Source organism: Methylibium sp. T29-B, assembly GCF_000576225.1.
Classification (GTDB): Bacteria; Pseudomonadota; Gammaproteobacteria; order Burkholderiales; family Burkholderiaceae_C; genus Methylibium; species Methylibium petroleiphilum.
Genome location: NZ_AZSN01000074.1, coordinates 1 through 19,592 on the forward strand (window position 1 = coordinate 1; position 19,592 = coordinate 19,592).

Annotated in this window: 14 protein-coding genes and 5 pseudogenes; 14 read left to right on the forward strand and 5 right to left on the reverse strand. The window is 70.2% G+C overall.

The genetic code is table 11. From position 1 onward, the window contains the following. Positions 1-78: 78 nt before the first annotated feature. From folK to Y694_RS12800, 5 genes and pseudogenes are all read left to right on the forward strand, one after another. Positions 79-570: a 2-amino-4-hydroxy-6-hydroxymethyldihydropteridine diphosphokinase gene (folK, locus tag Y694_RS12780; protein ID WP_036233033.1), complete on the forward strand. Its 492-nt coding sequence runs from the start codon at positions 79-81 to the stop codon at positions 568-570. A 9-nt stretch (positions 571-579) separates the two neighbouring features. Further along, positions 580-935, forward strand: a pseudogene (locus tag Y694_RS12785) (DMT family protein). Beyond that, on the forward strand, positions 932-1,672 hold the full coding sequence (locus Y694_RS12790; protein ID WP_231497669.1) for a deoxynucleoside kinase: 741 nt from the start codon (positions 932-934) through the stop codon (positions 1,670-1,672). Before Y694_RS12785 ends, Y694_RS12790 begins: the two are co-directional and overlap by 4 nt. A gap of 66 nt (positions 1,673-1,738) precedes the next feature. Further along, a complete protein-coding gene (locus Y694_RS12795; RefSeq protein ID WP_011830592.1) occupies positions 1,739-2,386 on the forward strand; it encodes a DUF47 domain-containing protein in 648 nt (215 codons plus the stop codon). 8 nt (positions 2,387-2,394) lie between these two features. Then, positions 2,395-3,405, forward strand: coding sequence for an inorganic phosphate transporter (locus Y694_RS12800; protein ID WP_036233037.1), 1,011 nt, complete (start codon positions 2,395-2,397; stop codon positions 3,403-3,405). Positions 3,406-3,751: 346 nt separating this feature from the next. On the opposite strand, the gene Y694_RS12805 is transcribed toward Y694_RS12800, so the two are convergent. Both Y694_RS12805 and Y694_RS12810 read right to left on the reverse strand, forming a co-directional pair. Further along, positions 3,752-4,273: an SRPBCC family protein gene (locus Y694_RS12805; RefSeq protein ID WP_036233039.1), complete on the reverse strand. Its 522-nt coding sequence runs from the start codon at positions 4,271-4,273 to the stop codon at positions 3,752-3,754. Positions 4,274-4,331: 58 nt separating this feature from the next. Continuing rightward, a complete protein-coding gene (locus tag Y694_RS12810; RefSeq protein ID WP_036233042.1) occupies positions 4,332-5,282 on the reverse strand; it encodes a YncE family protein in 951 nt (316 codons plus the stop codon). Between the two features lie 182 nt (positions 5,283-5,464). On the opposite strand from Y694_RS12810, the gene Y694_RS12815 reads away from it, so the two are divergent. From Y694_RS12815 to Y694_RS27220, 3 genes and pseudogenes are all read left to right on the forward strand, one after another. Further along, the gene (locus Y694_RS12815) at positions 5,465-6,403 is read left to right on the forward strand and encodes a UDP-2,3-diacylglucosamine diphosphatase (protein ID WP_036233044.1); all 939 of its coding nucleotides are present in this window, start codon (positions 5,465-5,467) and stop codon (positions 6,401-6,403) included. Further along, a pseudogene (locus tag Y694_RS27215) lies at positions 6,400-6,831 on the forward strand (glycosyltransferase); the annotation flags it as partial. The gene Y694_RS12815 and the pseudogene Y694_RS27215, both read left to right, overlap by 4 nt. Before the next feature lie 38 nt (positions 6,832-6,869). Then, positions 6,870-7,214, forward strand: a pseudogene (locus Y694_RS27220) (glycosyltransferase); the annotation flags it as partial. 174 nt (positions 7,215-7,388) lie between these two features. On the opposite strand, the gene Y694_RS25845 reads toward Y694_RS27220, so the two are convergent. Continuing rightward, a complete protein-coding gene (locus tag Y694_RS25845) occupies positions 7,389-8,057 on the reverse strand; it encodes an OmpW family protein (RefSeq protein ID WP_081782239.1) in 669 nt (222 codons plus the stop codon). 490 nt (positions 8,058-8,547) lie between these two features. Between Y694_RS25845 and Y694_RS12825 the strand changes: the two genes are divergently transcribed. From Y694_RS12825 to Y694_RS12835, 3 genes are all read left to right on the forward strand, one after another. Beyond that, the gene (locus Y694_RS12825; RefSeq protein WP_051495753.1) at positions 8,548-9,654 is read left to right on the forward strand and encodes a porin; all 1,107 of its coding nucleotides are present in this window, start codon (positions 8,548-8,550) and stop codon (positions 9,652-9,654) included. A gap of 117 nt (positions 9,655-9,771) precedes the next feature. After that, a complete protein-coding gene (gene ppk1 / locus Y694_RS12830) occupies positions 9,772-11,904 on the forward strand; it encodes a polyphosphate kinase 1 (RefSeq protein ID WP_036233047.1) in 2,133 nt (710 codons plus the stop codon). Between the two features lie 19 nt (positions 11,905-11,923). Continuing rightward, positions 11,924-12,385 carry a histidine phosphatase family protein gene (locus Y694_RS12835; RefSeq protein ID WP_011830583.1) on the forward strand — a complete coding sequence of 154 codons (462 nt, stop codon included), beginning with the start codon at positions 11,924-11,926 and terminating at the stop codon, positions 12,383-12,385. A 16-nt stretch (positions 12,386-12,401) separates the two neighbouring features. On the opposite strand, the pseudogene Y694_RS12840 reads toward Y694_RS12835, so the two are convergent. Beyond that, positions 12,402-13,960 (reverse strand): annotated as a pseudogene (locus tag Y694_RS12840) (HD domain-containing protein). Positions 13,961-14,038: 78 nt separating this feature from the next. On the opposite strand from Y694_RS12840, the gene Y694_RS12845 reads away from it, so the two are divergent. Together Y694_RS12845 and Y694_RS12850 are read left to right on the forward strand one after the other, a co-directional pair. After that, positions 14,039-14,911, forward strand: coding sequence for a dienelactone hydrolase family protein (locus Y694_RS12845; protein ID WP_036233049.1), 873 nt, complete (start codon positions 14,039-14,041; stop codon positions 14,909-14,911). A 122-nt stretch (positions 14,912-15,033) separates the two neighbouring features. Continuing rightward, on the forward strand, positions 15,034-15,897 hold the full coding sequence (locus tag Y694_RS12850) for a ZIP family metal transporter (RefSeq protein ID WP_051495754.1): 864 nt from the start codon (positions 15,034-15,036) through the stop codon (positions 15,895-15,897). A gap of 9 nt (positions 15,898-15,906) precedes the next feature. Here Y694_RS12850 and ppc read toward each other — a convergent pair. Further along, positions 15,907-18,709, reverse strand: a pseudogene (ppc, locus tag Y694_RS12855) (phosphoenolpyruvate carboxylase). Between the two features lie 108 nt (positions 18,710-18,817). On the opposite strand from ppc, the gene hemC reads away from it, so the two are divergent. Beyond that, the coding region (gene hemC / locus Y694_RS12860; RefSeq protein ID WP_036233054.1) for a hydroxymethylbilane synthase at positions 18,818-19,592 on the forward strand (775 nt) is incomplete at its 3' end.

Here is a 19,592-nt window from a genome sequence, read left to right on the forward strand (position 1 = left end):
CCGCAAGCCGGCCGGCGGTGCGGCCGGCGCTGGCGAGGTGCCGGTGGGCGCGTCGGCGGGCGACGGGGACGCCTGAACATGACGGTGCTGCGGCGGGCCTACGTCGGTCTCGGCGCCAACCTGGGCGATGCGCGGCTCACGCTGCAGGTCGCGCTCGACGCCCTGGCAGCGCTGCCGGACACGCGGTTGGTGGCAGTCTCTTCCCTGTACCGCAGCGCGCCGATCGATTCCAGCGGTCCCGACTATCTCAACGCCGTCGCGGCGCTGGACACCGCGCTCGAGCCCCACGCGCTGCTGTCCGCGCTGCAGGCCATCGAGCAGGTGCACGGCCGCGAGCGCCCCTATCGCAACGCGCCGCGCACGCTCGACCTCGACCTGCTGCTGCACGGCGATACGCGCCTCGACACGCCGACGCTGACGCTGCCGCATCCGCGCCTCCACCAGCGCGCCTTCGTGCTGCGCCCGCTGGCCGAGATCGCGCCGGCGCTGGCGCTGCCCGGCCGCGGCGCCGTGGCGGACTGGCTGCCGGGTGTCGCCGACCAGACCGTCGAGCGTTGCCCCTCCGACTGAAAGCCGCGCATGAACCTGTCCTTGCCCATCCCGCTGCAGACCATCCTGCTGCTCACCGCGTCCAACGTCTTCATGACCTTCGCGTGGTACGGCCACCTGAAGAACCTGGCCGACCGGCCTGGTACGTGGCGGCCCTGTTGAGCTGGGGCATCGCCCTGTTCGAGTACATGCTCATGGTGCCGGCCAACCGCATCGGCGTGCAGCAGTTCAGCGTCGGTCAGCTGAAGATCATCCAGGAGGTGGTGACGCTGAGCGTGTTCGTGCCGTTCGCGGTGTTCTACCTGCGCGAGCCGCTGAAGCTCGACTACCTGTGGGCCGGCCTGTGCCTGGTGGGTGCGGTGTACTTCATGTTCCGGTCGTCATGAGCGCTGCGGTCGGGATGCGCTTCGCGCACGTGGTGGTGGAAGGGCCGATCGGCGTCGGCAAGACCACGCTCGCCCGCACGCTGGCGGCCCATTGGGGCGCGAGGCTGGTGCTGGAGCAGCCGGCCGAGAACCCCTACCTCGCGCGCTTCTACGAGTACATGGGGACGCCGCAGGGCCGCGGTCGCGGCAACCCGTTGGCGCTGCAGACCCAGCTCAGCTTCCTGTTCCAGCGCGTCGAGCAGATGAAGGAACTGGGGCAGGGCGGCATGTTCGACCACGGCGTGGTGAGCGACTTCCTGTTCGCCAAGGACGCGATCTTCGCGATGCTCACGCTGGGCGACGAGGACCTCGCGCTCTACCGCCAGATCTACAAGCGTCACAGCGCGCAGGCGCCGCAGCCCGACCTGGTGATCTGGCTGCAGGCGGAGCCCGACGTGCTGATGGCGCGCATCCGCCGCCGCGGCATCGAGATGGAGCGCCACATCACCGAGGACTACCTCGGCTCGCTGTGCCGCGGCTACGTGCGCTACTTCGCCAACCACCGGGGCGCACCGGTGCTGGCGATCAACACCGAGGTCTTCCACCCCAGCGAGAACCCGGCCGACTTCCGGCGGCTGCTCGATCGCATCGATGGCTTCAAGGGCCCGTTCGAGCTCTTCGACCCGCCGGATCCGCCCGGTCGAGGTGCCGATGGACAGATCGGCGACACCGTCGCCGGGGGGCTGATCGAGCTGTGACAGTAATGTGACAATCCGCCTCGCGCGGCGCCGGCCCTCGGCGCCGCACCTGCATCTGGAGCGTCCATGCTGTTCGGCAAGCTGCTGCCGCGTGAAGGCAATTTCTTCGAGCTGTTCAACCAGCACGGCGAGCACATCGTCGAGGGCGCGCGCGCGTTCATCGGCATGATCGAGCACTACGGCGACGCCGTCGAGCGCGAGCGCTACGCCGAGGCCGTGATCTCCGCCGAGAAGAAGGCCGACAAGGTGACCGCCGAGGTCAACCGCCTGCTGCACAAGACCTTCATCACGCCGCTCGACCGCGAGCAGATCCACGGCCTGATCAACGCGATGGACGACGTGCTCGACCTGCTGCAGGACACGACCGAGACGATGAGCCTCTACGACGTGCGCCGCATGACCGAGGAGACGCTGCGCCTGGGTCAGCTCAGCGCCCGCTGCTGCGAGCGGGTGCGCGACGTGGTGGCCCTGCTGCCCCGCATCAGCGAGCCGAGCGCGGTGGAGGCGGCGATGAAGACCTGCGAGGAGATCGACCACCTCGAGAGCGATGCCGACCGCGTGATGCGCTCGGCCATGAGCAAGCTGTTCCGCGAGGAGCCCGACGTGCGCGAGCTGATCAAGCTCAAGGCGATCTACGAGATGCTCGAGTCGATCACCGACCGCTGCGAGGACGTGGCCAATCTGATCGAGGGCATCGTCCTCGAGAACTCCTGAGACCGTCCGTGGAGGCGGTCCAAATCAGCTTCTGGGTCGTGGCATTGCTGGTGCTGCTGGCGATCGCGTTCGACTTCATGAACGGCTTCCACGACGCGGCGAACTCGATCGCCACCGTCGTGTCGACCGGCGTGCTCAAGCCGCAGCAGGCGGTGGTGTTCGCGGCCTTCTTCAACTTCGTCGCGATCTTCGTGTTCCACCTGTCGGTGGCGGCGACCGTCGGCAAGGGCATCGTGCAGCCCGGCATCGTCGATCCGAACGTGGTGTTCGGCGCGCTGGTCGGCGCGATCGCCTGGAACCTGATCACCTGGTACTACGGCATCCCGTCGTCGAGTTCGCACGCGCTGATCGGCGGCATCGTCGGTGCCGTGATCGCGAAGGCCGGGCCCGACGCGCTGGTGCTGGCCGGCGTGATGAAGACGGTCGCCTTCATCCTCGTCTCGCCGCTGCTCGGTTTCGTGCTCGGCTCGGGCCTGATGGTGCTGGTGGCCTGGTTGTTTCGCGGCAAGACACCGCTGCGCATCGATCGCTGGTTCCGCCGCGCCCAGCTGGTGTCCGCCGGCATGTACAGCCTGGGCCACGGCGGCAACGACGCGCAGAAGACCATCGGCATCATCTGGATGCTGCTGATCGCCTCGGGCTACGCGGCGGCCGGCGACACGTCGCCGCCGTGGTGGGCGATCTGGTCCTGCTACATCGCGATCGCGCTCGGCACCATGTTCGGCGGCTGGCGCATCGTCAAGACCATGGGGCAGAAGATCACCAAGCTCAAGCCGGTGGGCGGCTTCTGCGCGGAGACCGGTGGGGCGATCACGCTGTTCCTTGCCACCGGCATGGGCATCCCGGTGTCGACCACGCACACCATCACCGGCGCGATCGTCGGCGTGGGCTCGACGCACCGCCTGTCGGCGGTGCGCTGGGGCATCGCAGGCCGCATCGTCTGGGCCTGGATCTTCACGATCCCGGCCTCGGCGCTGATCGCAGCAGTGTTCTACGGGCTGAGCCTGCTGGTGTTCTGATACGGATTGCGTTGTTCGTCGGCGCGGCGGCCAAGGCCATCGGGCGGCCGACTGCGCTCATGTCCCCCGGCCAGGCTGCGCCTGGCCTCCTCCTCTACTTCGCTTCGTCGGCCACCCGACGTCCTTGGTAGACACAACGGCGAGTTGCAACGGTCGAACACCCATGACGGTCGTGGATCAGGCCGGTGGGGCGCTTTGCGGAGCGAAGTAGAGGAGGAGGCGACGGCCGAAGGCCGGCGGCGGGGGACATGAGCGCAGCAGAGCGCCCCGCCGGCCTGATGGCGCGCCCGACGCTGCCCATCTTGTACGTTTGAAGGCAACCGCGTGCAAGCCGGTGCTCGGGCACTCACTTTTTCTCGACCAGGCTCTTCAGGTTCGCAAGCCCGGACTGGTAGACGCCGGTCACCGCCTTGACGGCAGCTTCGTCGTTCTGGTCCGGCGGCGGGTCGTTGTTCGGGAAGCCGCGGTAGAAGGCGCCGCGCCATTCGACGGTGCTCTTGGTGCCGTCACCGCTGACGGTGATCGTCGAGGTGTAGTTGGTGACCGGCAGCGCGCCGCCGTCCTTGGCGCGGTAGCTGTAGCTCTTGCCCTCCGCGTTGTAGCGCTCGAGCGACTCGACGAGGCTGCCGCCGCCCTTGATCTTGATGGTGCGCACCGAGCCTTCGGTGTTGCCCTTGTCGGCCGGGCTCTCGGCCACGGCGGGATGCCACTTGGCGAGCGCGTCGAAGTCCTTGATCTGTGCCCACACCGCGTCGGCCGGCGCGTCGATCGTGATCTTCTCGACCACCTTCTGGCGCGTCGGGCCGTGGGCCAGCGCCACGCCGGACGCCAGTGTCAGTGCCGCGAGGGCGAGCCACCGTGAAAACATCGAAAGTCTCCTGTCTGTTGGGGGAACACAAGGCGCAGGGCGAGAGCCGTGCGTCGATTCAGGGTGCGACCGGTGCACCGACGAAGGCGCCGAAGCCGCGCGGGTTGCTGCCGGTGTTCACTCGGCGCAAGAGCTGTCCGGTGGCCGCGTCGAGCACCGAAACATTCTCGTCCATCCAGTTCACCACCAGCACGTGGTCGCCCGAGGAGGCTACGCCTTCCGGGTAGCCGAAGCCCGTCAGGGTCTGTACCAGCGTGAGTGTGTCGGGATCGACCACCGACACGGTGTCGTCGCGCTGATTGGTGACGTACAGGCGCCGGCCGCCCTGGGCCAGCGCGGCGCCGTAGGGCGCCTTGCCCACCTTCACGCGGCCGATCACGCGCGGCGCTGCCACATCGCGCACGTCGATGGCCGTCAGGTCGTCGCTGTAGACGTTCAGCGCGTAGAGCCGCTGGCGCGGGCCGTCGAGCAGCAGCGCGAACGGATGTTCGCCGACCGGCACGCGCGCCCGCACCGAAGCGCTGGCCACGTCGACCAGCGCCACGAGGTTGTCGTCGCGCTCGGCCACATAGACGGTCGCGCCGTCGGCCGCCACCGCCACGCCGGCCGGCGCGCGGCCCAGCGGCACCCGCAGGGTTTCCTGGTGCGTAGCGGTGTCGAAGCCCAGCAGATGCCGGCCGAACCAGTCGGCCACATAGACGCGCCGGCCGTCGGCCGAGGCGTCGATGCCGACCGCGCCCTGGCCGGCCGGCAGCGTGTCGATCACACGCTGCGCTCGCATGTCGATCACCGACACGGCGTTGCTGTCCGGCGCGGTGACGAACACCTTGCCGACCCGCCCGACCGCCACCACGCCGGCCGGCGAGCGGGCCACCGGGATGGTCGCCGTTACGCGGTCGTTCGCCAGATCGATCACCGACACGCTGTGATCGCCCTGGTTGGTGATGTAGGCATAGGGTGCGGCGGGTGAGGCCGACGACAGCATCAGCAGCGCCAGCAGCGCGGTCATGCGGCGCGTGGGGGAGACCGCAGGCAGGGAAGGGAACGGCATGCCGGAACGATAACAACGCTCGCCGCCGTCGCCCCTGCCAAAGTCCTGTCGCGCCGAAGGGCTGTCGGCGGCGCTGCGGTCATCGAAACGTCATGCGCCGGACGCCGGCGCGTCATCGGCCGGCGTGACCATGGCGGTCCATGCGATGGGCGTCTCTTTCCTTCCGAACCGTGGGCACGCAAGCGGCGGCTCCGTCGGGCACCGCACACTTCGCGCCCCTCGCGTCGCCGCTGTCGCCGTCGGACGACGAGGGGGAAGGGCGTTTGCGGGTCCGCAGCGTCTGGATCTCCGACGTGCACCTGGGCACGCCGGGCTGCCAGGCCGCCGCACTGCTCGACTTCCTGAAGGCCGTCGACAGCCGCCACCTCTACCTCGTCGGCGACATCATCGACGGCTGGCAGCTGCGGCGCAGCTGGTACTGGCCGCAGGCGCACAACGACGTGGTGCAGAAGCTGCTGCGCAAGGCGCGCAAGGGCACCCGCGTGGTGTTCGTGCCTGGCAACCACGACGAGTTCGCGCGCAAGTACCTCGGCCACAGCTTCGGCGGCATCGAGGTGGTGGACGACTGCGTGCACGCCACCGTCGACGGCCGGCAGCTGTGGATCACCCACGGCGACCACTTCGATGGCGTGATCCAGTGCGCCAAGTGGCTGGCCTACGTGGGCGACTCGGCCTACGAGTTCACGCTGCGGCTGAACCGGCACTTCAACTCGCTGCGGGCCCGGCTCGGGCTGCCGTACTGGAGCCTGTCGAAATACCTGAAACTCAAGGTCAAGCGTGCGGTCAGCTTCATCGGCGACTTCGAGCAGGCGGTCGCGCGCGAGGCGCGCCGGCGCGGCGTCCAGGGGGTGGTCTGCGGCCACATCCACCACGCGGAGCTGCGCGACATCGACGGCATCCTCTACGCCAACGACGGCGACTGGGTCGAGAGCCTCACCGCGCTGGTCGAACACCTCGACGGCCGGCTGGAGATCCTGGACTGGAGCGACCGTGCCGCATGGGGTGCGCAGGCTGCCGGCGATGCCGCGACGGCACCGCTGGGTGTCGGCGCGGCCGCCGGCCGCGGGGTCGCCGCATGAAGCTGCTGCTGGTCACCGACGCCTGGCATCCGCAGGTGAACGGCGTCGTCACGACGCTGGTCGAGCTGGTGGACGGCCTGCGCCAGCGCGGGCACGAGGTCGAGGTGATCGACCCCTCGGGCTTCCGCCGCTTCGCCTGCCCTGGCTACCGCGAGATCGAGCTGGCGTGGCGCCCCGGCGCCGAGGTGGCGCGCCGCATCGACGCGGCCGGCGCCGATGCGATCCACATCGCCACCGAAGGGCCGCTCGGCGGCGCGGCGCGCCGGCACTGCCTGCGGCGCGGCCTGGCCTTCACCACGGCCTTCCACACCCGCTTCCCCGACATCCTGGCCAAGGCGCTGCGGGTGCCCTCGAGCTGGAGCTATGCCTGGTTCCGCCGCTTCCACGACGCCTCCAGCGGCGTGATGGTGCCCTCCGAGGGCATGCGGCAGGAGCTCGCGGCGCGCGGCTTCCGCCACCTGCAGTCGTGGTCGCACGGCGTCGACCTGCGCCTCTTCACGCCGGTGGCGGGCAGCGAGTTCGACCTGCCGCGGCCGATCTTCCTGTATGTCGGGCGGGTGTCGTACGAGAAGAACCTCGAGGCCTTCCTGCGGCTCGACCTGCCCGGCAGCAAGCTCGTCTACGGCGTGGGGCCGGTCGAGGCGACCCTGCGGCGCCAGTACCCGCAGGTGCACTGGCGCGGCGTCGTGCCGCGCCGCGCGCTGCCGGCGATCTACAGCGCGGCCGACGTGTCGTGTTTCCGAGTCGCTCCGAGACCTTCGGTCTTGTGATGCTGGAGGCCATGGCCTGCGGCACGCCGGTGGCGGCCTACCCGGTCGCGGGCCCGCTCGACGTGGTCGGCGACTCGCGCGGCGGCGTGCTGCACGAGGACCTGCGCACCGCCGCGCTGCGCGCGCTGGAGCTGCCGCGTGCGGGCGCTCGGGCACGCGCCCAGCAGTTCGACTGGTCTTCGGTGTGCGACCAGTTCATCGACCTGCTGGTGCCGTCAGAACTGCAGCAGCAGCCCGGCCTGGATCACCAGCGGGTCGAGCTTCGCGTCGGCCTTGACGGGGGCGCCGCCGAGCGCCGGCAGGTTGCCGCTGGCGGTGGTCTTGAGGAAGAGCTTCTTCACGTCGACGAACAGGCCCAGCGTCGGTGAGAGCTTGTAGTCCACGCCGGCCTGCAGCACCGAACCCCAGGCGTTGTCGACCGTGAGGCCGGCGACCGCACCGTCCTTCTCGTCCATCACCAGGTAGTACACCGCGCCCGCGCCGAGATAGGGCTGCAGCCTGCCGCCGGCGTTGAACTGGTACTGCCCGGTCAGCGCCAGCGGCCCGTACTTCATCTCCCCCAGCCGCCCGAAGGCCGCGGCGCTGCCGGTGCCGTCGATGTCCGTGGTGGGCGGGATGCCGACGGTCAGGCCGGCCGACCATTCGGGCGTGAAGCGGTAGCCGATCTCGGCCAGCAGCGTCGTGTCGTCCGACAGCTTGGCACCGGCGCCGGGGACCGGCGCGCCGCCGATGCTGAGGGTGATCTGCTCGTGGAAGGCGATGCGGCCGGGGCCGACGCGCAGCCGCCAGTCTTCGTCGGCCGCGAAGGTGGCCGTCGCGACGCTGCCGAGCAGGCTGAACGCGACAAGGGCACGGCCGATGCGGCCTTGGGTCTCGAGTTTCAACGGACGCTCCGATCTTGTTGTTGCAGTTCCCGTGGCGAATCAGGCGGGTGACAGCACGCCCGCGGCTCCCGCCGCCGCCCCGGCGTGGCCGGAACCGGGCAGATCATAGGGGAAGCCATCGAAGCGACCGAAGGCTACCCGGGCCGGCTGTCACGGCGCTTGCGGAGCGCTGCGGTGGGCCGCGCATCACGCTCTGCCGCCGCGGCCGAGGCGCGCTGAACGGTTGTTCCACCCGCCGATCACTGTGTGACAGGTGGAACGGAAATGTGTCATGGGCCGTGGGAACACATGCTTGCGACCCCCCTTGGTGTTATCCCTTGTTTCCTGGGTTCGGGCTGCTCATTCGCCCCTTCGTCTGCGCCATTGCGGCGCAGACGGGCCTCTTCGGCGCGGATTGAGCAACTGGCATAGCGATTGCGCGCTAACACCTGCGGTTTTGGCCGCGACATGTCGAAACTGATCCAAGACCTTCCCATAACGAGGAGACACCATGACGAAAAAGACGATGGCTCACACCCTTGTCAAACGCTCGCTCATCGCTGGCGCCGTGCTGGCGACGGCCGGCGTGGCCAGCGCCCAGACCGTGACGATCTTCGGCCGCATCGACTCCGGCTTCCAGTACACCAGCAAGGTCGCTGGTTCGGGCGATTCGCTGTCCGAGCTGCACAACGGCGGCATCCTGCCGAGCATCTGGGGCTTCAAGGGCAGCGAAGACCTCGGCGGTGGACTGAAGGCCGTGTTCAACCTCGAAAGCGACTTCGACTCCGGCACCGGCGGTAGCCGCTTCGGTGGCGGCACCACCATCAACGGCATCTTCGGCCGTCAAGCCAACGTCGGCCTTTCGGGCGGCTGGGGCACGGTCCTGGCCGGTCGCCAGTACAGCCCGGCGCTGATCGCCGAGCTGGGCACCGAGCCGCGCGGCTACAAGGAATCGCTGTCGGGCCTGCTGAGCTACGCGGCGGTCCAGCTGCCGGCCGGCAACGACCTGGGTGGCAACAACTTCGGTGGCATCTTCACCAGCAACTCGATCTCATACAGCGGTGCATTCGGCCCCGTGAGCCTCGGCGTGCTGTACGGCTTCGGCGAGCAAGCCGGCGCCTTCTCGGAAGGCCGCACGATTTCGCTGGGCGTGAGCTACAGCGGCCCGGTCGTGCTGTCGGGTTCGTACCAGGCCATCCGTGGCATCGGCGCGGGCACTCAGGCCGAGACCAAGCGCTACGGCGTGGGCGTGGCCGTGCCGCTGGGCGATATCACCATCAAGGCGCTGTACCACCGTGGGACCCAGGACGACGCTGTCGGCGACGAGGTCGGCAAGACCAACAACTTCGGCATCGGCGCGGACTTCCGCTGGAATCCGCAGAACACCGCCACGGTCGCCTACTACTACGGCAAGGAAAAGGTCGCTGCCGACGACAACACCAAGACGCTGGTCCTGAGCAACGACTACGCCCTGTCCAAGCGCACCACGCTGTACGGGCAGTTTGCCTACGTCGATGCCAGCGCCAATGCGTCCATCCGCACGCAGGTGACGCTGGGCGCGACGGAAGCGGGTGAGAAGTCATCGATCGTCGGCTTCGGCATCAAGCACGACTTCTGATCGAGGCATCGAGCACCCCGATGGATCGGGGTTCTGACGAGGGGCTGCATCCGCAGCCCCTTTTTTCTTGGGGCCGCTTGTCATGAAGTTGTCGCACGACTTTCATAGACTCCTAGGATGAGCGCCCTCCCGAAGCCTGCCGACGAGCCTGCCGACGAGCCTGCCGACGAGCCTGCCGACGAGCCTGCCGATCCGAATGCCCTGGCCTGGCTCAACCGCGAGCAGGCTATCCTCGAATTCAACCGCCGCGTGCTGGCCCAGGCCCTGCGCGAGGACGTGCCGTTGCTGGAGCGGCTGCGCTATGTGTGCATCGTCTCGTCCAACATGGACGAGTTCTTCGAGGTGCGCTTCGCCGACTACCTGGAGGCGTCCCGGCTGCCCGGTTCGGGCATCACCTCGCGCGAGATGGCGGAGGTGGCCGCTGCGGCCCATGCGCTGATCGATGCGCAGTACGCTGCCTTCAACGAGGTGGTGATGCCGGCCCTGCAGCGCGAAGGCATCGTGGTGCTCAACCACGCCGAGCGCGACGCCGCGCAGCGCCAGTGGGTCGACGGCTTCTTCCAGCGTCAGGTGCGGCCGCTGCTGGTCCCGGTCGGCCTGGACCCGGCCCACCCCTTCCCGCAGGTGGCGAACAAGTCGCTCAACTTCATCGTCAAGCTCGGCGGGCGCGACGCCTTCGGGCGCGACAACTCGATCGCCATCGTGAAGGTACCGCGCGTGCTGCCGCGCGTGATCCGCCTCCCGGAGCCGCTGGCGCCCGGGCGGCAGGCCTTCGTGCTGCTGTCCAGCGTGATCCGCGCCCACCTCGAGGAATTGTTCCCCGGCCGCACCGTCGAGGCCTTCTCGCAGTTCCGCGTGACGCGCGATTCCGACCTCGACGTCGACGACGACGTGACCAACCTGCGCCAGGCGCTGCGCTCCTCGCTGTCGACGCGCCACTTCGGTCAGGCGATCCGGCTCGAGGTGGTGGCCACCTGTCCGGAGGAGTTGAGCGAGTTCCTGCTTCAGCAGTTTGGCCTGCCCGATGCAGCGCTGTACCACGTGAACGGGCCGGTGAACCTGGTGCGGCTGAACCAGCTGATCGACCAGGCCGAAGCCGACGCGCTGCGCTTCCCTCCCTACGAATGGGCCTGGCCGAAGGGCCTGCCGCGCGGCGAGGGGGCCCAGGGCTCGATGTTCGAGCGCCTGCGCCAGGGTGACGTGCTGATGCACCACCCGTTCGAAAGCTTCGAGCCGGTGGTGCAACTGCTGCGCGAGGCGGTGCACGACCCCGACGTGCTGGCGATCAAGCAGACCATCTACCGTACCGGCGCGCAGTCGGTCCTGATGGACCTGCTGCTCGAGGCGGCGCGGCGCGGCAAGGAGGTGATGGCGGTCGTGGAGCTGAAGGCACGCTTCGACGAAGAGGCCAACATCAACTGGGCCGAGCGCCTGGAGGCGGTCGGTGCGCAGGTGGTGTACGGCATCGTCGGCCTGAAGACGCATGCCAAGCTGCTGCTGATCACACGCCGCGAGGCGGGTGCTCGCGGCCCGCTGCTGCGGCGCTACGGCCACCTGTCGACCGGCAACTACAACCCCAGGACGGCACGCCTCTACACCGACATCGGCTGCCTGACGGCCGACGGCGGCCTGACCGCCGACATCGACCTGGTGTTCCAGCAGCTCGCGAGCCTGACGCGCGGCAAGGCGCCGAAGCAGCTGCTGCTCGCGCCGAGCAGCCTGCACCGTCAGATGCTGCGATTCATCCAGCGCTGCACCGAGGCAGCGCGCAGCGGCCAGGCCGCGCGCATCGTCGTGAAGATCAACTCGCTGACCGACGAGCCGCTGATGCTGGCGTTGGCCGAGGCCTCGCAGGCCGGCGTCGAGATCGACCTCGTCGTGCGCGGGGCCTGCATGCTGCCGCCGGGCCTGCCGGGGGTCACCGAGCGTGTGCGCGTGCGTTCGGTGGTGGGGCGCTTCCTCGAGCACACCCGCATCCTGTACTTCCGTTGGGGGCCGACCGACGACGACGAGGTGCTCTACCTGTCGAGCGCCGACTGGATGACGCGCAACATGCTGCGCCGCATCGAGGTGGCCTGGCCGGTGCGCGATGTGCGCGACCGGCAGCGCGTGATCGACGAGTGCCTGCTGCCCTACCTGCACGACCGCCGCGATGCCTGGCGCCAGCTCGCCGACGGTCGCTACGAGCGCATCGGCGCCGACGGCCCCAGCGCCCAGCAGGCGCTGATGACGCGCTACCACCCGGCCTGAGCGGGCCTCCGGACGCGGCATGGACCTGATCCTCTGGCGTCACGCCGAAGCGCACCTGCTGCGCGAGGGGCAGGCCGATACCCAGCGGGCGCTCACCGCCAAGGGCGAACGGCAGGCGCAGCGCATGGCCGAGTGGCTGAACCAGCGCCTGGCCGAATCGACGCGCGTGCTCGTCAGCCCGGCCTTGCGGGCCCAGCAGACGGCGCGCGCGCTCGACCGCAGCTTCAGGACCGTGGCGGCGCTCGCCCCCGAGGGCACTCCCGACGACCTGCTGGCCGCGGCACGCTGGCCGGACTCGAACGAGCCGGTGCTGGTGATCGGCCACCAGCCCACGCTGGGCTTCGTGGCGGCGCGGCTGCTGGCCGAAGCCGAGCGCTACTGGTCGATCCGCAAGGGCGCCGTCTGGTGGCTGCGGCACCGAGAGCGCGAAGGCGTGGTGCAGGTCGTGCTGCAGGCGGTGCAGGGGCCCGACCTGCTCTGAACGGGAGCGGCGGTGCTCAGCCGCCCGTGCGGACCGCCAGCTTCAGGCGGCCGGCCCGTTCCCAGGCACGCACCTCCTCGCCCAGCAGGTGCATCGTGCGGGGATGGCCGTCGGCCCAGGCGCGGTCGATGCGGAGCAGCGCGCCGTCGTCGGTGCGCCGCAACGCCACCACCCGCTCCGGCACGTCGTTGCGGGCATGGCACAACAGCGCTGCGAGGCGGAGGCTGAGCACCGGCCACAGCGTGGCCTCCTGATCCAGCGTGGAATCGAGCTTGCGCAGGCTGCCGCGGTGGCCGAGCACCAGCTCCGCCACGCGCCGCTGCTGGCTCTGCGAGAAGCCCGGCGCGTCCACGTGCGCCAGCAGGTAGGCGCTGTGGCGGTGGTGGTCGTGGTGCGACACCGACATGCCGATCTCGTGCAGCGCTGCGGCCCAGGCCAGCTCGCGCGCAGCCTCGGTGTGGCCGTTGCGCGGCGTCGAGGTGCTCCGGTACAGCGAACCGGCCAGGCGCTGCACGCGCGCGGCCTGGGACAGGTCGCTGCCGAAGCGGCGCTGCAGCTCGTGCACCGAGGTGTCGCGCATGTCCTGCCGGTGCGCGTGGCGGGCCGGGGCCTGCGCCGCCTCCAGGCGCTCGGCCAGGTCGAACAGCACGCCCTGGCGCAGGGCGCCGCGTGCAGGCTGCAGCGCGTCGATGCCGAACTGCAGCGCCAGCGTGTAGAGGATCGACAGGCCGCCGCCCAGCACCGCGCGGCGTTCGGGCTTGAGCCCCGGCAGGTCCAGCGCATCCTGGTGACCGGCGGCGAGGCAGGTCTCGATGCACCAGCGCAGGCCCACCGGGTGATGACGCCGTCGCTGATGCCGTTGGCCGCCAGCAGCTGCGACACCGCACCCACCGTGCCCGAGGAGCCCAGCGCCTCGATCCACTGTCCCGGTGCGAAGGGCTGCAGCGCCTCCTCGAGCTCGGCGCCGGCCGCCACCTGCGCGGCGCGGAAGGCGTCGGCCGTGAAGCGGCCGTCGGGGAAGTAGCGCATCGACAGGCTCACGCTGCCGACCTGGAAGCTCTCGGCCTGGCGCGGCGTGCGGCCCTGGCCGAGGATCATCTCGGTGGAGCGGCCGCCGATGTCGATCACGATGCGCGGCCGCTCGCTCGGTTGCAGGCGCGCCACGCCGGCGAAGATCAGGCGCGCTTCCTCGCGGCCCGAGATGACCTCGATCGGGTGGCCGAGCACGGTGCGCGCTCGCGCCAGGAAGGCGTCGCGGTTCCTGGCCTCGCGCAGCGTCTGGGTTGCCACGGCACGCACCTGGGCCGGCGCGAAGCCGCGCAGCCGCAGTGCGAAGCGCGCCAGGCAGGCAAGCCCACGCAGCTGGGCCTCCTCGTTCAGGCGGCCGTCGGCGTCGAGCCCGCCACCGAGGCGCACGGTCTCCTTCAGGTAGTCGATCCGCTTGTAGCGGCCCCGGATCAGCTGACCGATCTCGAGGCGGAAGCTGTTGGAGCCGATGTCGATGGCAGCCAGCGGGGCGGCTTCGGGGGAACTCGGGCAGGGCGGTCGTCGGCATGGTCGGGATTGTCCCTGCATTCGGTGACGCCACCCTCACCACGGCAGGGCCGGCAGCCTCTTCCTAGAATCCGCCGCACCCCGACACTGGAGCGAACGATGCTGAAGCAGGATCTCGACAGCCTGACCCCGACGCGTGATTTCAGCCGGCGCGATTTCGTCGCCACCTCGCTCGGTTCCGGCTTCGCCGCGGCGGTGCTGCCGGTGTCCGCGCAGACCGTCGCCACCGACACGGCCGGATTGACGGCCGGACCGGTGAGCATCCCGGTCGGTGGCTTCGCGCTGCCGGCCTACCGCGCCGCGCCGGCCGGCAAGGGCGACCTGCCCATCGTGCTGGTGATCAGCGAGATCTTCGGCGTGCACGAGCACATCGCCGACATCGCGCGGCGCTTCGCGAAGCAAGGCTACCTCGCGATCGCGCCCGAGATGTTCGTGCGCCAGGGCGACGCCAAGGCCTACAGCGACATCCCGAAGCTGATCGCCGAGGTGGTGTCGAAGAAGGGCGACGCCGAGACGATGCAGGACCTCGACGCCACCGTCGCGTGGGCGGCCGCGAATGGCGGCAACCGCGCCAGGCTCGGCGTCACCGGCTTCTGCTGGGGCGGGCGCATCACCTGGCTCTACACCGCGCACAACCCGCAGGTGAAGGCCGGCGTGGCCTGGTACGGCCGCCTGGTCGGCGAGGCCACGCCGCTCGCGCCGAAGCACCCGGTCGACGTCGCCGGCAGCCTGAATGGCCCGGTGCTCGGCCTCTACGGCGAGAAGGACGGCGGCATCCCGCTTGACACCGTTGATAAGATGAAAACTGCTCTGGCGGCCGGGAACGCCGCGGCGAAGCAGTCGATGTTCGTCGTCTACCCCGACGCGCCGCATGCCTTCCATGCCGACTACCGGCCGAGCTACCGCAAGGAGGCGGCCGACGACGGTTGGAAGCGCTGCCTGGCCTGGTTCAGGGCGAACGGCGTGGCCTGATCCGGCCGCCGGCCCCCAGAGCGAGCCGCGCCTTCGGGCGCGGCTTTGTTTTGCCCGACGACGCACACTAGCGGACCGAGCAGCGAGCGAGCGAGAGTGAGAGAAGAAAGAAGAACATGTCGATGACCCTGTTGTGGATCGTGCTGGCCACCTTCGCCGGCGGCGTGCTGTCGGTCGTGATCGCGGCCGGCCTGACGGTCTCGGTGCTGTCGCTGATCGTGCGCCACCTGGTCAGCCTGTCGGCCGGCGTGCTGCTCGGCACCGCGCTGCTCAAGCTGCTGCCCGAGGCCTTCGAGACCGGTGGCTCGCCGCAGGCGCTGTTCGCCACGCTGCTCGGCGGCCTGCTGTTCTTCTTCCTGCTCGAGAAGGTGGAGCTCTACCGCCACAGCCACCACCACGAGGGCGATGGCCACCACCACCACCACCACTTCGATGCCGAGCAGGCCGGCCGCGGCGGCTGGAGCGTGCTGCTCGGTGACAGCATCCACAACTTCTGCGACGGCGTGCTGATCGCCACCGCCTTCCTCGCCGACCCGCACCTGGGCGTGGCCACCGCGGTGGCGGTGATCGCCCACGAGATCCCGCAGGAGGTGGGCGACTACATGGTGCTGCTCAACGCCGGCTTCTCGCGCGCCCGCGCGCTGGTCTACAACGCGATCTCCGGGCTCGCGGCAGTGGTCGGCGGTGTGCTGGGCTACTTCGTGATCCAGCCCTTCGATCCCTGGGTACCCTACCTGCTGGTGATCGCCTCCAGCAGCTTCATCTACGTTGCAGTGGCCGACCTGATCCCGCAACTGCAGCGCCGGCTGGCCTGGCGCGAGACGCTGACCCAGCTCGCCTGGCTGGCCGCCGGCCTGGGCGCGATGGCGCTGATGTCCGCGCTGACGGACGAGCACCATCACGCCAGCGGCGAAGCGCACCCAGAGCACGCGCACGAGGCGGCCGCCGCGCCGTCCCCGGCCGGATCGGCCGAGCCGGCGCGCTGAGCCCCGCGCTCAGCCGGAGTTGCGCAGCCCGGCCGCCACGCCGTTGATCGACATGTGGATGCCGCGCTGCACGCGCTCGTGCAGCTCGCCGCGCCCCTGCTGGGCGCGGTAGCGGCGCATCAGCTCGACCTGCAGGTGGTTCAGCGGATCGATGTAGGGCAGGCGGTGCTCGATCGAGCGCGCCAGCGCCGCATTGCCGGCCAGCCGGCGCGGCTCGCCGGTGATGGCGGCCAGCACGGCATCGGTGCGCTGCCATTCGGCCTGGATGGCCGCGAAGATCTTCTTCGCGGCGCGCTTGTCCGGCACCAGCTCCACGTAGCGCGTCGCGATCGCCAGGTCGCTCTTGGCCAGCACCATGTCGATGTTGGACAGCAGCGTGCCGAAGAACGGCCACTGCGCATGCATGCGCTGCAGCAGCGCGAGGCGCTCCTTGCGCAGCTTGGGCGCGTCCCCAGGAAGCCCTCGACGGCCGAGCCGAAGCCGTACCAGCCCGGCAGCGCCACGCGGCATTGGCCCCAGCTGAAGCCCCAGGGGATGGCGCGCAGGTCCTCGATGGCGCGCGTGGCCTTGCGCGAGGCCGGCCGCGAGCCGATGTTGAGCTCGGCGATCTCGCGGATCGGCGTAGCGGCGAAGAAGTAGTCGGCGAAGCCCGGGGTCTCGTAGACCAGCCGACGGTAGGCCGCCATGCTGAGCTGCGACAGCGTGTCGGCGGTGTCGAGGAACAGCTTCGGCGCGTGGCGCTTCGGCGGCAGCAGCGTGGCCTCCAGCGTCGCCGCCACCAGGGTTTCGAGGTTGCGCCAGCCGATCTCGGGGTTGGCGTACTTCGACGCGATCACCTCGCCCTGCTCGGTGAGGCGGATCTGGCCGTTCACGGTACCCGGAGGCTGCGCCAGGATGGCCTGGTAGCTCGGGCCGCCGCCGCGGCCCACGGTGCCGCCGCGGCCGTGGAACAGGCGCAGCGTGAGGCCGTGCTCGCGCTTGAGCGGCTCGAACAGCTCGACCAGCGCGGTCTCGGCCCGGTAGAGCTCCCAGTTGCTGGTGAAGAAGCCGCCGTCCTTGTTGCTGTCGGAGTAGCCGAGCATCACGTCCTGCTCGCAGTACTGGTCGGCGCCGCTGCGCAGCACCAGCGGCAGCACGCCCGGCAGCGCGTAGAACTCGCGCATGATGGTCGCGGCCTGGCGCAGGTCGGTGATGGTCTCGAACAGCGGCACGACGATCAGGTCGCAGCGCGCGTCGGTGTCGAGCGTGCCCTGCAGCAGGCCGGCTTCCTTCTGCAGCACCAGCACTTCCAGCAGGTCGCTCACCGTCTCGGTGTGGGAGATGATGCAGTGGCGGATCGCGGCGTGGCCATAGAGGGCCCGGCCCTCGCGCGCGGCCTCGAAGATCGCCAGCTCGCCGCGCGTGCGCTCGCTGTAGACGGCGCCGCGCACCTGCAGGCTGCGCGCGTCGTTGAGCAGGCCCAGCAGCAGCGCGACCTTGGCCTCCTCGGGCATCGCTGCGTAGTCGGCCTCGATGCGGGCGCCGGCCATCAGCTCGGCGAGCACCGCCTCGTGCTGGTCGGAGCTCTGGCGCAGGTCGACGGTGGCGAGGTGGAAGCCGAACACCTGCACGGCGCGGATCAGCGGCTTGAGGCGCGCCGCCGCGAGCGCCGCGCGTGGTGCGAGGCGAGTGAGGCCTCGACGGTGCGCAGGTCGGCCAGCAGCTCCTCGGCGGTGGCGTAGGGCGTGGACGGCGCGACCGCGTGGCGCAGCGCCTCGGTGCCGGTCAGCGCCGTCAATGTGCCGGCGAGGCGCGCGTACACGCCGATCAGCGCGCGGCGGTAGGGCTCGTCGAGCCGGTGCGCGTTGTGATCGCCGGAGCGGTCGGCCAGCGCTTGCAGCTCCGGCGTGACCTGCACCAGCAGCGCCGAGATCGACAGCTCGGCGCCGAGTTCGTGCACCTCGGTCAGGTAGAAGCGCAGCACCGTCTCGCTGTGGCGTGCCAGCGCGAGGCGCAGCGTCTCGGCCGTGACGTTGGGGTTGCCGTCGCGGTCGCCGCCGATCCAGTTGCCCATGCGGAAGAACGGTGCGACCTCGAAGCCCGGCAGCAGCGCCTCCAACTCGGCATAGAGCTTGGGGATCTGGCGCAGGAAGGTGCTCTGGTAGTACGACAGCGCGTTGTCGATCTCGTTGGCGACGCTGAGCTTGGAGGTGCGCAGCAGCCGCGTCTGCCACAGCTGTGTGACGCGGGCGCGCAGCATCGCCTCGTTGGCGGCGCGCTCACGCTGCGTCGGCAGCGTGTCGCGCGCGCCGATCAGCTCGGCCACCGCGCGCTCGGCGTCGAGCACGCTCTTGCGCTGCACTTCGGTCGGGTGGGCGGTGAGCACCGGCGACAGGTAGGCGTGGCCCAGCAGATCGGCGATCTCGGTGGCGCGCACGCCGCGCTTGGCGAGCCGCTCGAAGCTCATCGCCAGCGAGCCCTCCTGCACGTGGCCGAGCTGCTCGTGGTGCTCGCGGCGCCGCACGTGATGGCGGTCCTCGGCCAGGTTGGCGAGATGGGAGAAGTAGCTGAAGGCGCGCACCACCGACACCGCCTGCTCGACCGACAGGTTCTTCAGCAATCGGTCCAGCGCGCGGCCGGCCTGGGTGTCGCGCTTGAGCCGGTAGGCCACGGCGAGCTGGCGGATGCGCTCGATCAGCTCGAAGGCCGGTGCGCCCTCCTGCTCACGGATCACGTCGCCCAGGATGCGGCCGAGCAGGCGGATGTCCTCGATCAGCGGGCGGTTCTTGTCGGCGCCGCGGTCGGCGCTGCGGGGGGTCTTGGCGGTGGCCATGGGCGGAAGGAGGGTCGAGTGGAAGGGGCTGGCCCGAAGGCGCAAGGATGCTAGCAGCGCTCATGCCAGCGGCTTCGGTGCGGCCCGAGGCGCTGCTAGCATTCCCGCATGGAAGCGAGCACACAAGCCTGGGTCATCGCGACCCGCGAGAGCCGGTTGGCGCTGTGGCAGGCCGAGCATGTGCGCGCACTGCTCGGCGCGCGCCTGGATGCGCCGGTCGAGCTGCTGGGGATGACGACGCGCGGCGACCAGATCCTGGACCGCACGCTCAGCAAGGTCGGTGGCAAGGGCCTGTTCGTCAAGGAGCTCGAGACCGCGCTGGAGGCCGGTGACGCCCACCTCGCGGTGCATTCGCTGAAGGATGTGCCGATGGACCTGCCCGTCGGTTTCGTGCTCGCCGCGGTGCTGGAGCGCGAGGACCCGCGTGACGCCTGGGTCTCCCCACGCTACGCCGACCTGGCCGCGCTGCCGTCCGGCGCGGTGGTCGGCACCTCGAGCCTGCGGCGGTTGAGCCAGTTGCGCGCCCGCCGGCCCGACCTGCGCATCGAGCCGCTGCGCGGCAACCTCGACACCCGCCTGCGCAAGCTCGACGAAGGCCAGTACGACGCCATCGTGCTGGCTGCTGTCGGCCTGAAGCGCCTGGGTCTGGCCGAGCGCATCCGCAGCGTGTTCGAGGCCGACGCGATGATCCCCGCCGCGGGCCAGGGGGCGCTCGGCATCGAGCTGCGGGCCGATGCGCCCGAGCGCCATCCGGCGCTGTGGGCCGCCCTGCGGGCGCTGACGCACGAGCCGAGCTGGCTGGCGGTGCATGCGGAGCGCGCGGTCTCGCGTGCACTGGGCGGCAGCTGCAGCATGCCGCTGGCGGCGCATGCGCAATGGCAGG

Excerpts from the sequence above, each read along its gene's own strand:
- Y694_RS12850 (WP_051495754.1), top strand. The coding sequence starts at position 15,034 with ATGACCCTGTTGTGGATCGTGCTGGCCACCTTCGCCGGCGGCGTGCTG.
- Y694_RS12790 (WP_231497669.1), top strand. The coding sequence starts at position 932 with ATGAGCGCTGCGGTCGGGATGCGCTTCGCGCACGTGGTGGTGGAAGGG.
- ppk1 (WP_036233047.1), top strand. The coding sequence starts at position 9,772 with ATGAGCGCCCTCCCGAAGCCTGCCGACGAGCCTGCCGACGAGCCTGCC.
- Y694_RS12845 (WP_036233049.1), top strand. The coding sequence starts at position 14,039 with ATGCTGAAGCAGGATCTCGACAGCCTGACCCCGACGCGTGATTTCAGC.
- Y694_RS12835 (WP_011830583.1), top strand. The coding sequence starts at position 11,924 with ATGGACCTGATCCTCTGGCGTCACGCCGAAGCGCACCTGCTGCGCGAG.
- Y694_RS12825 (WP_051495753.1), top strand. The coding sequence starts at position 8,548 with ATGACGAAAAAGACGATGGCTCACACCCTTGTCAAACGCTCGCTCATC.
- Y694_RS12815 (WP_036233044.1), top strand. The coding sequence starts at position 5,465 with ATGCGATGGGCGTCTCTTTCCTTCCGAACCGTGGGCACGCAAGCGGCG.
- Y694_RS12810 (WP_036233042.1), bottom strand. The coding sequence starts at position 5,282 with ATGACCGCGCTGCTGGCGCTGCTGATGCTGTCGTCGGCCTCACCCGCC.
- Y694_RS12805 (WP_036233039.1), bottom strand. The coding sequence starts at position 4,273 with ATGTTTTCACGGTGGCTCGCCCTCGCGGCACTGACACTGGCGTCCGGC.
- Y694_RS12795 (WP_011830592.1), top strand. The coding sequence starts at position 1,739 with ATGCTGTTCGGCAAGCTGCTGCCGCGTGAAGGCAATTTCTTCGAGCTG.
- folK (WP_036233033.1), top strand. The coding sequence starts at position 79 with ATGACGGTGCTGCGGCGGGCCTACGTCGGTCTCGGCGCCAACCTGGGC.